Annotated in this window: 11 protein-coding genes; 3 read left to right on the forward strand and 8 right to left on the reverse strand. The window is 47.6% G+C overall.

The window, feature by feature from the left end; genetic code table 11:
• Positions 1-8: 8 nt before the first annotated feature.
• Positions 9-851, forward strand: a complete 843-nt coding sequence (gene kduI, locus H5336_RS05555; protein WP_185232188.1) for a 5-dehydro-4-deoxy-D-glucuronate isomerase — start codon at positions 9-11, stop codon at positions 849-851.
• 217 nt (positions 852-1,068) lie between these two features.
• A complete protein-coding gene (locus H5336_RS05560; RefSeq protein ID WP_185232190.1) occupies positions 1,069-1,863 on the forward strand; it encodes a gluconate 5-dehydrogenase in 795 nt (264 codons plus the stop codon).
• Positions 1,864-1,917: 54 nt separating this feature from the next.
• On the opposite strand, the gene H5336_RS05565 is transcribed toward H5336_RS05560, so the two are convergent.
• The 3 genes from H5336_RS05565 to H5336_RS05575 all read right to left on the reverse strand — a co-directional run bounded on the left by H5336_RS05565 (position 1,918) and on the right by H5336_RS05575 (position 7,444).
• Positions 1,918-3,168, reverse strand: coding sequence for a GGDEF domain-containing protein (locus tag H5336_RS05565; protein ID WP_185232192.1), 1,251 nt, complete (start codon positions 3,166-3,168; stop codon positions 1,918-1,920).
• A 114-nt stretch (positions 3,169-3,282) separates the two neighbouring features.
• A complete protein-coding gene (locus H5336_RS05570) occupies positions 3,283-4,707 on the reverse strand; it encodes a DEAD/DEAH box helicase (RefSeq protein ID WP_185232194.1) in 1,425 nt (474 codons plus the stop codon).
• 193 nt (positions 4,708-4,900) lie between these two features.
• The gene (locus H5336_RS05575) at positions 4,901-7,444 is read right to left on the reverse strand and encodes a beta-glucosidase H (RefSeq protein ID WP_185232196.1); all 2,544 of its coding nucleotides are present in this window, start codon (positions 7,442-7,444) and stop codon (positions 4,901-4,903) included.
• A 412-nt stretch (positions 7,445-7,856) separates the two neighbouring features.
• Between H5336_RS05575 and H5336_RS05580 the strand changes: the two genes are divergently transcribed.
• Complete coding sequence (locus H5336_RS05580; RefSeq protein WP_185232198.1) at positions 7,857-8,390, forward strand: phenylacetic acid degradation protein; 534 nt, start codon at positions 7,857-7,859, stop codon at positions 8,388-8,390.
• Between the two features lie 280 nt (positions 8,391-8,670).
• Here the strand turns inward: H5336_RS05580 and H5336_RS05585 are convergent, their stop codons facing one another.
• The 5 genes from H5336_RS05585 to H5336_RS05605 all read right to left on the reverse strand — a co-directional run bounded on the left by H5336_RS05585 (position 8,671) and on the right by H5336_RS05605 (position 20,011).
• Positions 8,671-10,521 (reverse strand): DUF885 domain-containing protein, encoded by a 1,851-nt coding sequence (locus H5336_RS05585; protein WP_185232200.1) that lies wholly within the window; start codon positions 10,519-10,521, stop codon positions 8,671-8,673.
• A 20-nt stretch (positions 10,522-10,541) separates the two neighbouring features.
• Positions 10,542-12,518 carry a glycoside hydrolase family 97 protein gene (locus tag H5336_RS05590; RefSeq protein ID WP_185232202.1) on the reverse strand — a complete coding sequence of 659 codons (1,977 nt, stop codon included), beginning with the start codon at positions 12,516-12,518 and terminating at the stop codon, positions 10,542-10,544.
• Positions 12,519-12,624: 106 nt separating this feature from the next.
• Positions 12,625-13,758 (reverse strand): pectinesterase family protein, encoded by a 1,134-nt coding sequence (locus H5336_RS05595; RefSeq protein ID WP_185232204.1) that lies wholly within the window; start codon positions 13,756-13,758, stop codon positions 12,625-12,627.
• 278 nt (positions 13,759-14,036) lie between these two features.
• Positions 14,037-16,193, reverse strand: a complete 2,157-nt coding sequence (locus H5336_RS05600) for a pectate lyase family protein (RefSeq protein WP_185232206.1) — start codon at positions 16,191-16,193, stop codon at positions 14,037-14,039.
• A gap of 332 nt (positions 16,194-16,525) precedes the next feature.
• Complete coding sequence (locus H5336_RS05605) at positions 16,526-20,011, reverse strand: pectate lyase family protein (protein ID WP_185232208.1); 3,486 nt, start codon at positions 20,009-20,011, stop codon at positions 16,526-16,528.
• Positions 20,012-20,299 lie beyond the last annotated feature (288 nt).

The raw sequence follows: 20,299 nt of genomic DNA on the forward strand, positions 1-20,299 counted from the left end.
AATTAATTATGGCCAAAATCATTGAAGAACGCTTTGCTGTTCACCTTGACGATTACAAGCATTACGACACAGATACACTGCGTAAACACTTTTTGATTGAAAAAATATTCACCCCAGACGAAGTCAATTTTGTTTACACCCACTATGAGCGCGTAATGGTGGGCGGCGCTATGCCCATCAACAAAACCTTAACGCTGGACTCAGTTGATCAACAAAAGGCCGAGCACTTTCTCGACCGCCGAGAATTAGGCGCAATCAATATTGGCGGAAAGGCCATTGTAACGATCGATGGAGAAATTTTTGATGTCGATACCCGCGAAGCCATTTACATTGGTCGCGGAGCCAAAGACGTTACCTTTGCCAGTGCCGACTCCGCGAACCCAGCCAAACTCTATATGAATTCAGCACCGGCACACGCCTCCAACCCACACAAAAAAGTGGGCATGGAAGATGCCAATGTTCTGGAACTGGGCTCGCCAGAAACCTGCAACGAAAGACGTATTAATCAATTACTTATCGGCGGTATTGTTGAAACCTGCCAACTACAAATGGGGATGACTGAGTTCAAACAGGGTAGCGTCTGGAATACCATGCCCATGCACACCCACAGTCGCCGAATGGAAGCTTACTTTTATTTTAATATTCCCGAGAATGGTGCCGTCTGCCACTTTATGGGACCCGCCGATGAAACCCGCCATATTTGGATGAATAACGAGCAGGCAGTCGTTTCACCGCCTTGGTCGATGCACTCCGGTGTTGGTACGGCAAGCTACACCTTTATTTGGGGAATGGCCGGTGAAAATCTCGACTACAACGATATGGATTTCCACCAACCGTCCACCCTGAAGTAGCGCTTAAACGCTACATTTTGAAGACAAAAAAAGCCGCGAATTTTAGTTAATTCGCGGCTCATTTTTCCCAATAAAATTGTTGATTTCCCCCACCGCTGGAATCTTTTACACCTGCAAATTTGGCGAACACCACCGGCAATTTATACTTGGATCAATAATAGCAAACCAGCAGAGAAAAAATTTCACTACTCTGTATTCTATTGAGGCAAAACAAATTATGAATCACCCGCTTTTCGACCTAACTGGGAAAGTTGCACTGGTAACGGGCGCAACCCATGGCCTGGGAATGGCCATGGCAAAAGGCCTAGCCAGTGCCGGCGCCACTCTCGTTATTAACGGCGTTTCCTCGCAGGAAAAAATCGACAAGGCTCTGAAAGAATATAAAGCTGCGGGCTTTAACGCCCACGGTTACAAGTTCGATGTGACCGACGAAGCTCAAGCCGAAGCAGCCGTTAAAAGAATAGAAGATGAAGTCGGTCCTATTGATATTCTCGTGAACAATGCCGGCATTATTCGCCGTGTGCCACTATTGGAAATGCCTCTTGAAGAATGGGAGCTGGTGATTAAAACCGACCTCACAGGGGTGTTCACAATGAGCCGTCCAGTCGTTAGAAGAATGATTGCCCGTGGTGGCGGTAAAGTTATTAATATCTGCTCAATGATGAGCGAACTTGGCCGTAATTCCGTGGGCGCCTATGCAGCCGCTAAAGGTGGTTTAAAAATGCTAACGCGTAATATGGCAACCGAGTGGGCAAAAGATAATGTTCAAGTCAATGGCATTGGCCCCGGATATTTCGCGACTAGCCAAACAGCCCCCATTCGCGTAGAAGGCAACCCCTTTAACGATTTTATTATTAACCGCACACCGGCTGGCAAGTGGGGCGACCCAGACGACCTCGCCGGAGCGACTATATTCCTTTCATCACCAGCCAGTAATTTTATAACCGGACAAATTGTATATGTGGATGGTGGCATTCTGGCCACTATCGGCAAACCTACAAACGAAGCCTAACCGGCCATAGAGCGGGAGCGTTGTGCTCCCGCCTTCACAGTTTATTTCAGCCCCTTAGCCAGCCACACAAATATTGCGCCCACCCTTTTTCGCTCGATACAGCGCTTCATCGGCGCGCTTAAATGCAGTGTCAAACGCCTCGACAGAACCCCAGTAGGTATAACCAAAACTACTGGTGATTTGGATTTTTTTATTACCCAAAAAGTTTTCTTTCGCAATAAATAAACGTAGTTTCTCAACGAAATTAAAGGCAAGCGATTCCGATACCAAGGGTGCCAACACTACGAACTCTTCACCTCCCCAGCGTGCAAATACATCATTTTCACGAATACAGGACTTTACCCTACGCGCAAACTGCTGAAGAACCTCGTCCCCAGCATCGTGGCCAAAAGTATCATTCACCGATTTAAAGTGGTCAATATCCAACACAACCAACAACACATCATTCAAGTCAGAAGTATTTTTTAAACGCTGTATTTCACTTTCCAACCCGTGCCGATTCAGGGCTGAGGTCAAGTGGTCACTGAGTGATTGCCGCTCAACGCGTTGATATTCCGAAACGAGTAATTCGCGCTCGCGAATGACCACCACCACTCGGCTCACAATAATAGCCGAGATACAGGCAAGCAGTATTAATAGAATCCCAAGGTACCAGCTATCTCGATAGATCAGTGGTCCACTCATGTATAACCGCTGTATATCCATTTCCAGCGTATGACCGGGTGAAGCATAGGGAGAAAAGTCAAAGCCCAAGGCCATAACATTATCGAACTCGGGCGTACGGTATTTTCGTGGGATATTACGTTGGCTTAGCCACCATTCGGCGATGGCAAACTCATTCATACCAATTTCAACAAGATCAACGGGTAGAAACTCTTCAAGAGACAAGGGCAACGACAAATAGGTAGAGCTGTTAGCGTCCTCCAGTGTGGCGTAAGCCCCATTAAAATTACGCAGGTAGATACGAACCGTTTCGGTTTCACCGCTGATATTGGCTGCGATATTCAGAGAATTATAAGCCGATAAATCCAGCCCACGACCATTCGCGTCACTGAAGAACATATTCAAGCCGCAAGCTTGATTCGCAATAGTCTTAAATTGACAGCGAAAATGGAAGGAGGCTTTATCCACCCAGCGGCCAACGGCATTTTGCTCGGCAGAGTAGCTTGGCATTAGCTCAATGTACATGTTACGCACAACAAGTAAATCGAGCGTTTTTCTCGGAAACACCTCGTAAGCAACTATGCCCACCGTCGAGAGCAGCAGTACCGCCAGCAATTGAAATATCAGTGATTTCGAGCCCATGACAACCCTGATTCGTAGGTATCTGCTTCAGTCTAGCAGCTACACCCGCACTCGTACGGGTACGAGAATAGGCAATCGTAGGGCTCAGGACGATCGCTTTCACATCTTAACGCCCTAGCGGTTTCCGCTGTGGGCCCCTGAGTTACCGCTACTGCCACCACTGCGTGAGCGGGTATTATTACTTGACGAAGAACGCGTGCCTCCTGCCTTAGCGCCGCCACCTCGATTACCGGAATTACTACGAGACGGCTTATTCCCTTCTGAGGCACCCTGGCGACCTCCTCCAGTGTTTCGCCCCCTAGCCATGTCACCGGAACGCTGGCCATCATTGTGCCCAGTTTTTGCGTGTTTTGGTTTTTTCGGTCTTATTGGCCGGGTATCCAAACGAGACTCTGGCAATTCATGTACGGGGTCGAAGCCATCTACATATTCACGGGGAATTAATTTTTTAATCAAGCGTTCAATGCCGGCTAAACAATCAAATTCATCTGCGCTCACGAGCGATACCGCTTGGCCACTAGCCCCAGCCCGCCCTGTTCGACCAATTCGGTGTACATAATCCTCTGACACATTGGGTAAATCGAAATTTACCACCTGCGGTAACTGGTCTATATCCAGGCCCCGAGCAGCAATATCGGTTGCGATCAATGCGCGAACTTTGCCTTGCTTAAAGTCCGCAAGTGCCTTGGTGCGTGCATTTTGGCTTTTATTACCGTGAATAGCGGCCGCTTGTATACCCGCGTCTTCAAGATAGCGCGTAAGCTTATTGGCGCCGTGTTTAGTACGAGTGAATACCAACACTTGTCGCCAATTATGGTGGCCAATAAGGTAGCTTAGCAGTGCCGGCTTACGCTTCTTATCTACCGGGTGTAGCAACTGCGCTACCGTAGTTGCGGTGGCGTTACGAGGCGTTACCGAAAACTCCACTGGGTTATGAATAATGCCTTTGGCCAATGTACGAATTTCATCAGAAAACGTAGCCGAAAACAGTAAGTTTTGCCGCTTGGCGGGCAAAACAGCCAATATTTTTTTAATGTCGTGAATAAAACCCATATCCAACATGCGGTCGGCTTCATCCAACACCAGCACTTCCAAGTGATTAAACTTCACCGCATTTTGCTGATACAAATCTAACAGTCGCCCAGGTGTAGCCACCAATATATCAACGCCACGGCGCAGGCGTATCATTTGTGGGTTTATTTTTACCCCACCAAACACCACTTCGCCGCGAATATGTGGAAGGTGCTTACTGTAGGTTTGCACGCTTTCATTTACTTGAGCCGCCAACTCACGGGTAGGCGTTAGAATAAGTGCGCGAACATGATTTCCACGAGTCGATTCACCCTTGCTCAGGAGCTGCAATATCGGCAAAGTAAAGCCCGCGGTTTTACCGGTGCCGGTTTGCGCAGCGGCCATGACATCACGGCCTTCTAACACAGCAGGAATGGCTTGGGCCTGAACAGGCGTTGGTGTTTCATAGCCCTGTTCGGCTACAGCTTTGGCAATGGGCTCGGACAAGCCCAGTTCAGAAAAATGCATAGATAGATAAACCTGATAGGAAAACGGCTTCTAGTTTGAGGCCGTACAAAGGGCGCGAAGTGTACAGGAATTGATCAAGCAATGCTTGCTTTGTTTTATAGGAAAACAAAGCAAGCACAGGCATTCATTTCGCCCGGAGCATCAACGGTACTCAAGGCTAAGCTGTCCGCCGGTAAAACTTAGCGCTAACGCTTCATGGTTGATAACTAAAGCTTGCCTGCTGACGAATATCTTGGACAGAGGCACCCACAAACACATTGAAAACCCCTGGCTCAACTAGCCAGCCTTTTGTTTTAATATCCCAGAAAGCCAAATCACGCTTACTTAGGTTGAGGATAACCGGCTTTTCTTCACCGGGATCAAGCCAGATTTTTTTAAAACCTTTCAATTCTTTTGCCGGGCGTTCAACACTGGCTTCAGCATCACCAAGGTATAACTGCACCACTTCCGCACCGCGGTAATCGCCCGTATTTTTAACCATGACGGTTACCGAAACAACATCTTTTTCAGGCGAAACATTTTGCCGTACATGCAACCCGCTGATCTCAAAGCTTGTATAGGAAAGGCCATGACCAAAAGGGAATATGGGCTGAATGTATTGTTTTTCAAACCAGCGATAGCCAATAAAAACGCCTTCTTTATACCGCGATTCAACCTCATTGTAATCGTTTAAAGCGATGGGCGCCGTATGCTCATATTTTACGGGCAGTGTAATGGGCATTTTTCCACTCGGGTTTAATTCACCCAGCAGCATGCGCGCATAGGCATTACCGGCTTCCATGCCACCGTACCAGCCCCAAACAATCGCTGGCGCTGCCTCGGCCCAAGGCATTTCAACGGCGGAACCAGCAACAATAAAGACAATAGTCTTAGCATTAACCCCCAACAGGTTGGCAATAACCTCATCCTGGTTACCGGGAAGCGTCATATCAGAACGATCCTGCCCCTCACGATCATAATCGTGATTTAAACCAGCAAAATAAATCACCGCGTCGGCGGTTTTTGCAGCGGCAAGATATTCTTCTTTGCTCGCTACTTTCAGACCCGGAGCTTCCCAACCCAAAGTGAATTGCTGCGATCCGTCGTACCGCAGCAGGAACTTGTAAGCCTTACCCGCTTCCAGTTGCAGCGGTATGGCTCTCTGCACATCGGATTCCGACTCAAAACGAATAACCGATTGACCATCCACCAGAAAGTCCACTTTACCTGCCGCTTTTAACTGCAGTAAATGCTCACCGGTTTCGAGTGGGACAATGGTAGCCGCAAAATTAATATGTTGTTTTTCTTCACCTTCGACACGGTAATGAGAAGAGGGCCACTGGTTGTGGCTTTTGTATTGGCTATGCTCAAGGTCATGAAAAAAATGGATCTGCCACGCGGGTGTGCCAGACCCACCGTGACGAGTGGAAATATAATCGCTGGCAATGGCCTTTAATTCTGTATCACCTGTAGCCCGCATATAATCAATTTCTACATCTTCACCCAATGCGTTACGTAAACCTTGCAGGGGCGTGACTTCGTAGCTCGACTTAACCTGAGACGATCCGCCACCGCGACCATGAGCCAAGTTTGCATTGGGGCCCAGCACTAAAACTCGCTTTAACCGCGGTTTTTCCAGAGGTAAAACTTGGTTTTTGTTCTGTAGTAGTACAATCCCTTGCTCGATAATCTTGCGGGCAATTTGATGGTGTTTTTCCGTATTGCGCTCACCGGTTTTTCGCGCAGGATCCATCATGCCTATTCGCAGTTGCAAACCCAGAATACGGCGCACTTTTTCATCGACAACAGACTCAGCAATATTGCCCTGCTTTACTTCCTCTAGAAGTGCATCCGCAAAATAGTATTCGCCGTATGTCGGCACACGGGTACCCATTTCCACATCAAGCCCATTCATGGCGGCATCAAAGGTATTGATATCCACATGCCAATCGGTGAGCAGTACGCCATCAAAGCCCCACTCGCCCTTAAGAATATCGTTGACCAACATTTTGTTTTGGTTAGCATTAATACCGTCAACCCGGTTGTAACCGCCCATTATCGAAAGCGCACCTCCCTCTTTCACGGCGGCTTCAAACGCCGGTAAATACACCTCCCTCAACGTTCTCTCATCCGGCTTGGCATCAACTGTCCAACGTTCTAGCTCCTGAGTATTTAAGGCGTAATGTTTTACACAGGCAGCAACATCGTTATCCTGTATGGCTTGGACAATGGGCGACACTAGGGCTGCAGCCAGAAAGGGGTCTTCACCTAGGTACTCAAAATTTCGCCCGTAGGTAGGTAAACGCGCTAAATTAACACCGGGGCCAAGGATAATATCTTTTTCTCGATGACGCGCTTCTGCACCCAATACGCCGCCATGCAGACGTGCAACTTCTGGATCCCAGCTGGCCGCTGTCGCCGTCAGTGGTGGCAGATAAGTCGCAAAATCAGTTGTCCAGTTGGCGGACTCCCAGCTATCGCGCGATATTTCCTCGCGCACACCGTGAGGGCCATCGCTCATACGCATTTCAGCGATACCCAGGCGCTCTACACCGGCAACCGAGAATTTACTGTTGGCATGCAATAATGAAATTTTTTCTTCGAGCGTTAGCTCACTCAATAGCCTAGCGACTTCGGCTCTAATCAACTGCTCGCTACTACGAGAACCGTGTGGTTTTGCCGAATCAACGCGACGATTACGGTCGGAACAGGAAACCACTAGCAGCATACTAATCATTAAACTAAACACTTTATTCATATTCAATACCTTAGGGAACCGCTGATCAAGTCTAAGCGCCTCGGGTTGTTATGTATTTTCACCCTCAACACGCAGGGCAGGCTGGCTACCTAGATGGATGGATGTAAGTAACGCGAGCACGTTTGAACTTTTACCCCCCGAAGCAGCGAACCAACAGAAAACACGTGTAAGCAACACAAGTCTAAAAGCCGCTTCGTACACGCCCTGCAGCTCATAACCACATCATTAAATGTCTGCTGAAGCATACGCAACGAAGTTCACCTCGTAGCAGCGGAGCCCAGTTTACGCAGAGGTCACTAAGCTTGGCTTAGAAGCCCTCTAAGTGGCCGTGGTGTTCCGCTTCGCCCCTAAAGCACGTTATGATTATCGCTGAGATAATACCAATTCGCAGGTAAGCATAAAGGGAGACGTTATGCACATTCTTATTGCCGCCATCACCGCCATTGGGGGTTTAATCTGGGCCCTCTATCGGCTGCAAAACTCAGGCTTTGACCTTAACGCTTTTAACCCGTTCTATTGGGCTAGGCGCCGCGAATGGGAAAAGAAACTTGGTACTAAACCCATACATCGCTTAGAAAACTCAATGGAGGCAGCCGCTCTGCTAGTCGTAGCCATGGCACGCCTCGAAGGTGAGGTTACTCGAGAGCACAAACAGGAGGTGATTCAACAGTTCACTGAAGAGTTTGGCATCAGCGAAAGCGCCGCCACCGAAATGTTCGCAGTAGCGTCGCATATGCTCAGCGACGTGTTTAACATTATAGAAGAAGTTAAAAATGTGCTGGCCCCCAGCGTTGAACAATACGAAACGCGACACAAAGAAACGCTTTTATCTATGCTAGAAAAAGCATCCACGAGCGAAGGCAAGCCAAACAACGAGCAGCAGGCCCTTCTAAATGCCGTTAAATGTGAATTGAATAAAGTGCCTGAAGAAGCGAAAAATTGGTAGGCTCCGTCCGCCTCCAGAGGAATAGATTGCGTAGACTCCCACATTCGCAGATATGACCGAGATTTGAGCCTTATTTAAGTACACCTCTATTACTTGATTTTAACCTCTGCGTAACCTAGCAGGTGTAAGGCGGACTGCGCAACGGAAGGCTGGTTGCCTTTCCAAGCAGGCCAACTCTGCAATAAAGTTTGCCAGACCACGCCCTTCGGGGCCAAAAGTAATCAATACAGTACCCTTAAGCTCACTTAATGGTAAGTGTGACATTAAAGCTGTTGTTGAGCTAAAGCTGCGCTTCCACCCATTTATCAACCCGCCGCTCAAGAAGACTCAAGGGCAATGCACCCCCTCCCAAAACCGTGTCATGAAACCCTTTAATCTCAAATTTATCACCCAGCCTTAATTTAGCCTGTTTACGCAAACGCAAAATTTCGATCATGCCAATTTTGTAGGCCGTCGCTTGCCCCGGCAGAACAAAATAGCGGTTTACCTCGGCTCTGATTTTTGCAAGCGGCTGAGGAGAGTTCGCCGCAAAATAATCTATTGCCTGCTGTTCACTCCAGCCTTTTGCATGAATACCCGTATCTAATACCAAGCGAATCGATCGCCACATCTCAGTCGTTAAACGGCCAAAATCCGAATATACATCCTGATAAGTATTAGGCATTTCTTTGGCGAGGTACTCCGTATAGAGTGCCCAGCCTTCCACATAGGCTGTGGTTTTTTCGTAATCTGCCTGTCGGCGAAATTTGGGTATTCCCTCCAACTCCTGAGCAATGGCGATCTGCATATGATGACCGGGCAGCGCTTCGTGATAGGCCACTACTTCCAGCATATTTTTCGCCATCGCACTCATATCGGAAAGGTGGGTATAAAAAGCGCCAGAACGTTTGCCATCCGGCGAGCTTGGATAATAATGCTGAGGGGCGCCGTCCTGCTCACGAAAGGCTTCTACACGTTTTACCACAACATCGGCTTTCGGCAATAACCCGAAATAATTAGGCAACTCGCGCTTAATGTTATTCACGACCGCCGTTGCTTTATCCAGGTACGCCTGACGCCCTTCATCGGTATTGGGGTAATAAAAGCGTTCGTCGTCTTTACTATCGCGCAGCAGTACAAAAAACTCACTTAAGCTACCTTTAAACCCCGCGGTTTCTTTAAGTGCAACCATTTCGCTGCGCAGTCTTTCAACCTCACTCAAACCCAGTTCATGAATGGCTTCAGCCGTTAACTCTGTAGACGTAATCTTTTTAAGTTGATGCGCGTAAAAAGCTTCTCCGTCTACAAGCGCACGCACCCCTTGGGGTGATTCGCTGGCATTCTTCTTATCCCCCAGCAGAAACACAATAATGGATTGCGCAGCTGGTTGGAATTCATTTAGTAATGCTACTTTTGCGTCCGCCAATAACAAGTCTGCCGCACCTCGAGACAACTGTTTACTGTCTACCAGTGCGGCGACTTTTGTTTCGGCGTCGGCCCAAAGGGGCGCAGGATTACCCGTTGTATCAAATGGCGTACCGGTTAGTAATTTCTGTGTTTGCTCTATCACTATGTCATAGGTGAATCGAGGGGGCCGTATGTTTTTCTCAGCGGCAACTTCGGTTCGGGTTAAAAATTGCCTATACGCCTTGGCGATAGCGGAAATGCGCGCAATATAGGCTTGCATATCCGCTTCGCTTTCAACTTTGTGATAGTTCATTAAAAAGGTAGGCAAAAACGCGTGGACACCGGCCATTTGTTCAAACAAATAGTCGTGCTCCCAAAAGCGTGCCCCTTCTTTTTCTATTCCGTAATTGTATACCCATGTATCGTAGGATGTTTTGGCTTCGTCGTTGAGTTTGGCATACTCGAAATCGCTCTGCAGAATACGGACAGTCGCCGCCAGCCATTTCAGCTGTTGATGCTTAGCTGACAAGGAGAAATCATCAATTTCATCGTAACGGTGTTTACTTCCCTGCGCTGTCAGCTCGACTGGACTAAAATGCAGTTTTTCGTCATAGCGCTTCTCTAGCCATTTGTTCAATTTATCGCTTTCAGTAACCAATACCGGCTCTTGAACAGTTGGTTCAGGGCTTTTTCCTGAACACGCGAAAAGCCCAAGTATCAGCAACAGAAAATAGTACTTTTTCATCCCCCCCCCTTCTGATTAAGTTATAACGACAGTTTTCTCGAAAGAACCGCAGCCCAACCACCGCCACTGGCCATATTGAGTTCTATTTTTTGACCCGCTTTAACACTGACGTTATTAAGTCTGTAATCTTCAGCAAATTGAACCGTATTAACGCCATCGACAAAGCTTTGCATCCGGTAATCGCCACTGATCAGGAATGATAAATCCACCGTCAACTTTCGTCCATGCTCATTGGTCATTGCCCCCAAATACCAGGTATCGCCGCTTCTACGCGCAACCACAATAAATTCACCCACCTCCCCGGCAAGCACTTGGGTCTCATCCCAAACACTGGGAAACTGCGCGATAAACTCAGCCACTTCGGGTTCACGCAAATAGCTGGAGGGCGAATCGCACAGCATTTGCAACGCGCTTTCATACACCGCATACATCGCTACTTGATGCGCACGCGTGCCTAAACTCATCGGCCGGAAGTGATTAACCTGGTGGTTCCAAGGGTTGGCATTGCGCATAGCACCTGGAGTGAAATCCATCGGCCCTGCAACCATTCGAATAAACGGTAAAGTTACGTTATGACGAGGAGTAACATCTGTGCTCCATTTATTGTTTTCGTTACCCTTAACACCTTCGTAGGTCATCACATTGGGGTAGGCTCGACGCAATCCGGCGGGCTTAAAACCACCATGGTAATCCACCAGTAATTTATGTTTAGCCGCTTCTTTCGCTATTTTAGTGTAATAGTTCACCATTTGTTGATCAGCGCGCTGCATAAAATCTACTTTAATCCCGGCAACACCCCATTCGCCCCAGGCTCTAAGAATATTGCTGTAATCCTTGTCCAACGGTTTCCACAGCGCCCACAAAATAATGCCGACTTTTTTTTCTTTGCCATAGCGAATTAATTCATGCACATCCAATTCAGGGTTAGCTGCGAGAAGGTTTGTAGTTGAAACTGTCCAGCCTTCATCCAGAATGACATATTCAAGACCGTACTTGGCAGCAAAATCTATATAGTATTTATACGTAGCGGTATTCAATCCGTTTTTGAAATCAACACCGTAGAGGTTACTAGCATTGTACCAATCCCATGCAATACGGCCGGGCTTGATCCAACTTGTATCTTCAATTTTATTCTCTCTAGAGAGTAGATAGACCAGTTGGCTTTCAACCAGGTCAGTGGCCTGATCACTGATGACCGCTATACGCCAGGGAAAGCTGCGGTTGCCGTTTGTTTCGGCAATATGTTTGTGGTACTTCACCACCTCGTTTCGATCTTCACTACCTTCCTTGGGCATTGCGCTTTTAACAACACCAGGAAAACCCGCACGAAAGCCATCTCCAGCCGTACCAAACAAAAATAGGCCCGGGTAATCGAATAAATCGGCTTCGGTAATAACAATATTAATACCCGCTGGGGTTTTAGCGTAGGCAGGTAGTGAGGCGAAGCGTTTTTTAGCAATGTCGCCCACCTTCAACGGCAGGTAGTGCCGCTCGAAATGCGAAATAAAGGTATCTTCTTCAGGGAAAAGCGTTTCACTATTTTGCGGGAAATTAAACTCAGCTATTTCTTTTTCGACGACTATATCAACAGCCTTTTCCCCTACTATTCGATAGCCGATACCATCGTTAAAAGCCCTGAATTCAAGCCCCCAGCGGTTATCAAAACGTAAACTCAATTGATTGTAGTGCTCATGAACCTCTGCCGATTTATGCTTAACTACGGGTTCAATAGTTCGATTTACACTGGAGGCGAGCGTCGTATCCAGCTTACCTGCCCTAAATACCGATTTTGCGCCCTTTAGTTTTAAATCTACTCGGCTGGGTAAGAATACCGCCTGATTTTTGTAGCTAATAGCCCAGCGAACGCCGTTTTCGACATTTATGCTCATTCGAATATCACCATCAGGTGAGGTTAGCGTGTGGTCGCCAGCCAAAGCAAGTGCAGGAAAAAAGAGGACGAATACAGAGAGAAGGGCTGCGATAGGGTGATATTTCATTGCATGTCCCGCGTTGTCTTTATTGTTTGAATTCGGGCCTACTTTCTAGCAGACCCCAATTCTAATCTAGAGCGGGGATTATCGCAGCAACGGCGGCAAGAGAGTGTCAGTTTATCCAGCCAGAGAAGAATGCGTTCTCTAATTCAGTAAGCATGCCAGGATCTTCGAGCGCCTTACGTACATCATGTTTCTTGGCTCCTGGCCCCCGACTACTTAACTCGTAAAAGCGCGAATCTGCCGGCGTAAACACCATGCTCTTGGTGCCGTCACGGGCAGTACCACCCATAGATTCCCAGCCGTATTCGATAATATGGGCATCCATGTAACAGTTTACATAGAGTGCATACCCGATTGCATCCGGGTCGGCATAACGACCGTCTGGGAAGGTTGTGGTTGGGTGCCATGGGCGGCCAAGAGAGTGGCTTTGATCTGCAACACCGTCCTCACGCTGTAACTTGCAGTTTTTAAAGATCAGGCCAAACGGTGTATCGATATTAGTTGATGGAGCGGTGATATGCCCCTGAATTTGGCCGGGCTTAAAAGACTTGCCACGCTTACGGCTAATAATGGTGGAATCTTCGATCAATACCTGACCAGGGCCAAAGATAAAATCAACATTGCCACTAATGGTGGCGTTACGTATCCAAGCACGCTTGCCGTTGGCAAACAATGTGTCCTGATAACCGGCAAGCGTTACACCTTCCAGTAAAATTTTATCCGTACCTTCATCTAGGTGAAGCGCGACGCCCTGCGAATGCCGAACGCGCTTGGCGTCACCTTTAGGGAGCGCATCATTGGCAAGGTAATCAAAGGTGTTTTCGATAGTAAGGTTTTTCAACGTAACATTTTCGGCGTTAATGGTGACCGTGGCTGAGCCAGCAGTACCCCAGTTTTTGCGGTGATATTTTCGCGCAATTCCGGCGTAAAGGTCGTATTCGATCCGACTTGCGTCGGCGCCCTCCCCTTCAATGAGTAAATTGGCTTTTTGGATAACGACGCGCTCGTGATACACACCGGCTTTGAGGAGTATGCGATAGGGTTCTGTTATTTCACGATTTTCCGGAACACTATCGATAGCCGCCTGCAAGCTTGGGAAGACATTCGCCTCATGCGCGGCTAATGCGCTATCAACGATAGCATCGTACTCAGTAATCTCCTGTTTGGGCCCCACGCTATTGCACCCCAGTAATGAAAAGCCTATAGCGATACCCAGCACCGCCAGTATTCGACTTACAACCATTTCACGCACTCCTAAATATCAACCTAAATTCTTGTTTTGGGTGGAAACCGCCACGCAATATACCCCGGATAAAGACTTGGATATACGCTCATAAATCAAAAATTGTGCGCAGCGACGTCTAGCCTGTGACACGCAGGCTTAATAGATAAAGTATAGATAAAAATGGCTGTCACACAGGTTTATGCCAGACAACTTCTAAAGGGAGAAGACATAACATGAGGGTATAGAATAAGCTGGCTGGGGCCCTCAGTAGAGCCCCTCCAGCCCTTCTGATGGACTTACTGACATCCGCCATTGTAAGCGGCCAGTACGTCGCTAACACTCGCCCCCATGGGCGACAACCAGGGCGCAAAAGCGCCCTTGCCCGCAGTGGCATAAAGGTACTCGGCTAAATCCTGCCCTGCAGCCATGCGGTAGCCCGCAATAATAGACTGCGAATACGCGCTGTATTGGGCCATCATATCCGGTGTGGAGCCGTGACTGGCCGTGAGGTCACCGGCATCACCTTGTAACTGGCAGTCAGCATTGGCAAACCACACATAACTGTCGTGAACCTCAAGGCCTCCCTCTTGGAAGTCACGTAGCAATTTTTCGATGAAATAGTCCATGTCATCGCTATTACTGTTATTGGTGGCCTCGACGGCATTATTCAATACCATGTTGCTATCGAAATCGATTCGGCCACCTACTCGAACACTCAAAATGTCTTTACGGTAATTGTAAAACACGTTGTTAAACATATGGCTCTGACCACGACGCATCAGCGGAACTCTGCGCAATGTTTCATAGTCGCTATCACTGTAATACTGATCGTGCGTAACAAATAAATTGTTGTGCAGTGTGGTGGTAATCTGTGCGTTTATGGTCCTACTATCACTTGAACCATGAAGGGCCGCACGTTTTACATTGACTAGGCGATTAAACGAAACCGTAATATCGTAGGCACCCACCTTTACATCGAACGCGGAATCCCCAGTAGTATCGAAAGTATTCTGATGAATCCAAATATCGTGAGACTCCCCGGTGGAGCGAATCATATCGGGGTCCAAATTATGGTCTTCAACGTGTCCTACACCAACAAAGCGATTATGGGTAATAATGACATTATCGGATTGGTGAGTAGAAGCTCCACTGCTATCAGCGCCAATTTTAAAGCCATTAAAAACAAACGCTGCCTTAGCACCACGACCATCGATGGTGGTATTACTGTCGATCATGTAATTACGCACCGGCAAGCTACTGTTATTAAGCTCGCTATTAAAGAATGTATCAAGACAGCTACTTTGTGCAACACTATTAGCAGAACACCAAGCGTAGGGGTCGCGACAATCGGCTGCACTCAGGCCCAACGACGTTGGCAGCGAACTAGTGCCGCAATACGGGCGATACATCATTAACTGCACTTCAGAACTGAAGTGGTCTTTGTCAAAAACAATCCAGTTATGGTCTGCAGACGAAATGGCCGCAAGTATTTGTTCTTCTGGATTATTGTTGGTAATCACAACCAAATGACTAGCGCCATCAGAATCGTAGCCGCCAGTGGTATTTTCTCCAAACCCGACGGGCGTGCCTAAAGATTCCTTCAGGCACGCGATAATATCCTGATCTGTTTGCAGCGTACTTTCATCCCAGTTAACGCTGTCATCCGTTACCAATGCAATGCACGCATCACTCAAGTCGCCGACTATAGGCGGTAAGCTACTGGACTGACTTGAACGGGAAGAAGAGCTGTTATTTTCGCTCGAGCTTGAGGAAGCGCTGCTTTGCGGGGTGCTGCTGGAGCTACTAGTAGAACTGGATGAGTCACTGCTTGACGATCCTTGATCCGTTTGCGTCCCATAGGTTTCAAACTCGGCAACGCTAGCAACACCCGTCGCATTAACAATTTCGAAATTAATTTTACTCAAAACTACAGCCGTGAAATTTATTTCACCGGCTCCATTACCCGACGCAATCACATCTCCCGTGTCGTTATTCACTAACTGCCAATCACCAATATTACCTTTAAGCTCAGTGGCTTCAGAAATAATGACTTTATCCACGGAGGTAGCCGTATCCCACTTAATAGAAATGCGACCACTGCCGCCATTAGGCGCCCAATAGGTATTCACATCACCATCACGCACGTTGCCATAGCTGGTGCCGGTGGCTTTACTGGAGCCATCAGAACCGGCATCAAGACTTAAATTTTCAGCCAAAGATTCACTGCTGGAGGAATCAGAAGCGTTGGAGGAAGACGATTGACTTAACGAGGAGCTGGAAGAAGACGAATCTGTTTGCGAACTATTGGAAGAGGACTCACTGCTGGAAGTGCTTGAGGAAGACAAAGCTCCGCCATCTGAATTAGATTCAGCTGAACCACCCGAGCTTCCCCCACAAGCCGTTAACAATAATGAAAGTGTACAGCCGATAATGATTGAATAGTTACTGCCCATTTCTATACCTCTTCAGGCTAGGGGAAAACGTTATCTTACTAAATAAAGGATGCCCGTCGTTGCGCCAAGTCCATATTCACTAATCCATTAAAACCGTTTTTTATGTACAGCTTGTATATGCTGCCCGTGGCTTCAGCACATCTATGTGCCCGCCGGATAAGACCGCCATGGATGATGGAAGTGCAGAACATGCAGGAGCAATTTTCTGTCCGTACATCCTAACCCCGGCTCCTGTGCATCCATGCACCCGCCGGATACCGTACATCCTGTACATAAAAAACGGGCTCCCGAGGGAGCCCTAATTTACCATCAAGTGCTATTGCGTAAATGTGTTATTGGCAACCACCATTATGGGCGGCTACAACTGCGTCAATGCTTGCAGCTAATGGAGAGTTGTATGGAAGGTTTCCATCAACACCCGCTGTGGCCGCTACATAGTCAGCCAGGTCTTGGCCAGCAGGCAAGACGTAAGCATCCATAGCGGCTTTAGTGTCACCGTTATAGTCGGCGTAAACGTCCGTTACAGTACCGGCGACTACACTCAGATCACGATAAGTTGATGCATCCAACTGACACTCACTGTCAGAGAAGTACAAAGGTGTACCGCTCGCTAGGAAGTTACCACCGTCATAATCGCGCATTAATTCTTCAGCACGCTCATCAACGGCATCGTTAACATCATCTTTTTCCTGATGAATTGAATTAATCAGGAAAATGTTATCTTCGTGAACCACACTCGCACCTTTACGGATACTGAGGATGTCTTTGCGGTAGTTCATGAATAGGTTGTTGAACTGGTGAGAAGTACCACGACGGATCAGGGGAACACGACGGGCAGTATTACCGGCTGTATCGTAAAAATCGTCGGTAGTGACAAAGTTGTTGTTGTGCATGGTAGTGCGAATTTGCTCGTTGATAGTACGGCTATCGGAAGAGCCATGCAGAGCAGCACGCTTCACATCAACCAACTTGTTAAACGACATGGTGATGTCATAAGCACCAACTTTAACGTCGAATGCAGAGTCACCAGTAGTGTCGAAGGTATTCTTGTGAATCCAGATATCGTGAGACTCACCGGTAGAACGAATCATATCGGGGTCGAGGCTGTGATCTTCAGTATGGCCAACACCAATGAACTTGTTGTTAGTAATAATCACGTTCTCGGCAACATAAGTGGAAGCACCACTTGAGTCTGCGCCAATCTTAAAGCCGTTGAATACAAAAGTAGCCTTGGCACCACGACCATCGATAGTCGTGTTGCTATCGATCATATAGTTACGTACAGGTAAGCTGCTGCTGTTCAATTCATCGTTAAAAAATGTCTCAAGACAGCTTGAACCAGACTCCCCTTTAGCATCACACCAAGCGTATGGGTCACGACATACTGCTTCGCTTACACCTAGGTCATCAGCCAGACTAGAGCTCGAACAGTAAGGACGATACATCATCACGTGCGTTTCACTCGCGAAGTCGTCCTTATCAAATACGATCCAGTTGTGATCAGCAGAGGATATTGCCGCTAGGATCTGGTCTTCAGCATTGTTCTTAGTAATAACAACCAAGTTACTGTCACCGGCTGGATTGTATCCCCCCAAAGTGTTCTGACCGTAACCTACCGCACGACCCAGAGATTGAGACAAACACTCAATAATTTCTTGGTCGGTCTGCAGTGAAGTGTCGTACCAGTTGACGCTGTCATCAGTAGCCAGTGCAATACAGTCAGCACTCAAGTTACCCGATACAGGAGGCAGAGTTGGAACTGGCGTTGGTTCAGAAGTTGGTGGAGCAGTAGGCTCGCCGGTCGGTGCAGCCGTAGGCTCAACCGGTGGCGTAACGCCACCGCCAGATGAAAGGCTGATGTAATACAAGTTCATTGTATTATCTTTGGAAATTGAATGACTGCCTGCTGATAGCTCTATTGAAAGAACACCATCAGATACCGTATGACTTGTACCATTAATTTTAATATCGCCATCTTCACCTTCATTGAACACCAACACCAGTTCAGCAGCTGCGCTAGACGTAAACGTGATAGATGTGCTGGATTCAATTTTCAGCGCTTCAGTTAAGGTTAAACCGTTGTAATTAACGGTACCTTTTGAAGAAGAAAGGTTGCCAGAGATATTAAAGAAGTCGCTAGACTTACCCGACTCTGTGATGTTTAACACTTCACCACTAGGCACTTCTGGTTCTGAGGTTGGCTGGGCCGTTGGTGCCGCAGTTGGCTCAGCCGTTGGTGCCGCAGTTGGCTCAGCCGTTGGTGCCGCAGTTGGCTCAGCCGTTGGTGCCGAAGTCGGCTCAGCCGTTGGCTCAGTGCCACCTTCATATGCAAGGCTGATGTAATACAAATTCATCGTATTATCTTTCGAAATAGAATGGCTGCCTGCTGACAGCTCTACCGAAAGAACACCATTCGATACAGAACGGCTAGTACCATTAATTTTAATATCGCCATCTTCACCTTCGTTAAACACCAATACTAGTTCAGCATCAGCAGATGAGGTAAACGTAATCGAGGTGCTCGATTCAATTTTCAGCGCTTCAGTCAAGGTCAAACCGCTGTAATTAACAGTACCTTTTGAAGATGAAAGGTTGCCAGAAATATCAAAAAAGTCGCTAGACGTTCCCGACGCTGTGATGTTTAACACTTCATCACCACTAGGCACACCAGGTTCTGAAGTAGGCTCAGAGGTTGGGTCAACTGAAGGCTCTGTAGTAGGCGTTGAAGTAGGCTCTGGAATGGTTACGTCACATGAACCATCTGATACGGCCATGTTGGTGTAAGCGCCCGCGGTATTAGCAACCATATTCGGTACACACGAAGCATCGTCCAACGTGTACGAGTATGGAATGCTGATAGAGGTCGTAGACTGTACGTTTGGACCTGCAGGGTGATTGTCATCACCTTCTTCAGTCCAAGTAACGTTGTCAAAGATATTACCGCTCACGTCCCAGTAACCCATATCGTTCACATAGAATGTGCCGATGGGGTTCTTGGCATCTTCAAAGTAGTTGTTGTCTACTTTAGCTTTGCCGCCTTTACGTGAGTTAATACCCGACTTGTTAATTCCGTCGTAGTGGTTGTTGTAGATGTGGGCCGTAGCGCCACGCAACAAAGGAACACGGGAATCAATATTAATGTAGTGGTTATGATGATAAGTCACAGGACCGTTACCCAGGTCGCCACTGCTAGAACCTACCAAGCCGCCTCGGCCAGAGTTCATCAATACACTGTAAGACAGGGTTACATAGTTGGTATCGGCTTTCATATCGAACAAGCCGTCGTAACCTTCGTTCTCGCCACCAAAGGCTTCAAGCGTTACGTGGTCAACCCATACGTTAGACACGTTGGATTCCATACCGATAGCATCACCACCGTTAGAGGTAGTGCCGCCAGATTTTTTCACGTCGCGGATATGCAGGTTACGCAAAATAATGTTGGAGGAGTTGCGAATGTGTACACCGATCTCGTCGAACAGTGCGCCGCTACCAACACCGATAATGGTGATGTTTTGGATTTCTTTCAGCTCAATAACACCGTCAGCGGTATTGCAACTACCACTGAACTTGGAGGTGTTACCCGGGGTAATAGTACCCTCTACCTCAATAATCAGCGGAGTATCGTCTGCCGCACGATTACAAATAGCTTGGTGAATATCCGAGCCGGTGTTTGCGGAAACAACTTTACCGCCGTTCCCACCGGTGGTGCCACCGTTAAGTGATGCGAAACCATTTGCTGCTTCAGCCGATGCTGACGCAGAAAATACGCCGCCCAGCGCTAGTGCAAAGGCGCCCGCGAATAGGTTTAATTTTCTCATGTAGTTACCCTTCAAATAGTGCTTTTATTTTATTGCTCTTATTTAGTCACAACTTGATGCTTGTACGCATCGACTAACGCGAAGGTGGCCGTTTGATGTGTTATCTCTGGCCAGATGAAATACCTTTCAATGACGCTCTGACACACAATAAATCTACGGCAGAAAAATTGACTCGTCGTACCAATTATTATTTTGACTGTCCATATTGGTCTAACCAGTTTACATCACGAATCCCACACTTACAAAGCATATGTCACCAAAAGCATCATCAAAGCTTAAAAAATCGTC

This window comes from Teredinibacter franksiae (genome assembly GCF_014218805.1).
GTDB lineage: Bacteria > Pseudomonadota > Gammaproteobacteria > Pseudomonadales > Cellvibrionaceae > Teredinibacter > Teredinibacter franksiae.

Coding starts and splice junctions, on each gene's coding strand:
- kduI (WP_185232188.1), top strand. CDS start 9: ATGGCCAAAATCATTGAAGAACGCTTTGCTGTTCACCTTGACGATTAC.
- H5336_RS05560 (WP_185232190.1), top strand. CDS start 1,069: ATGAATCACCCGCTTTTCGACCTAACTGGGAAAGTTGCACTGGTAACG.
- H5336_RS05565 (WP_185232192.1), bottom strand. CDS start 3,168: ATGGGCTCGAAATCACTGATATTTCAATTGCTGGCGGTACTGCTGCTC.
- H5336_RS05570 (WP_185232194.1), bottom strand. CDS start 4,707: ATGCATTTTTCTGAACTGGGCTTGTCCGAGCCCATTGCCAAAGCTGTA.
- H5336_RS05575 (WP_185232196.1), bottom strand. CDS start 7,444: ATGAATAAAGTGTTTAGTTTAATGATTAGTATGCTGCTAGTGGTTTCC.
- H5336_RS05580 (WP_185232198.1), top strand. CDS start 7,857: ATGCACATTCTTATTGCCGCCATCACCGCCATTGGGGGTTTAATCTGG.
- H5336_RS05585 (WP_185232200.1), bottom strand. CDS start 10,521: ATGAAAAAGTACTATTTTCTGTTGCTGATACTTGGGCTTTTCGCGTGT.
- H5336_RS05590 (WP_185232202.1), bottom strand. CDS start 12,518: ATGAAATATCACCCTATCGCAGCCCTTCTCTCTGTATTCGTCCTCTTT.
- H5336_RS05595 (WP_185232204.1), bottom strand. CDS start 13,758: ATGGTTGTAAGTCGAATACTGGCGGTGCTGGGTATCGCTATAGGCTTT.
- H5336_RS05600 (WP_185232206.1), bottom strand. CDS start 16,193: ATGGGCAGTAACTATTCAATCATTATCGGCTGTACACTTTCATTATTG.
- H5336_RS05605 (WP_185232208.1), bottom strand. CDS start 20,011: ATGAGAAAATTAAACCTATTCGCGGGCGCCTTTGCACTAGCGCTGGGC.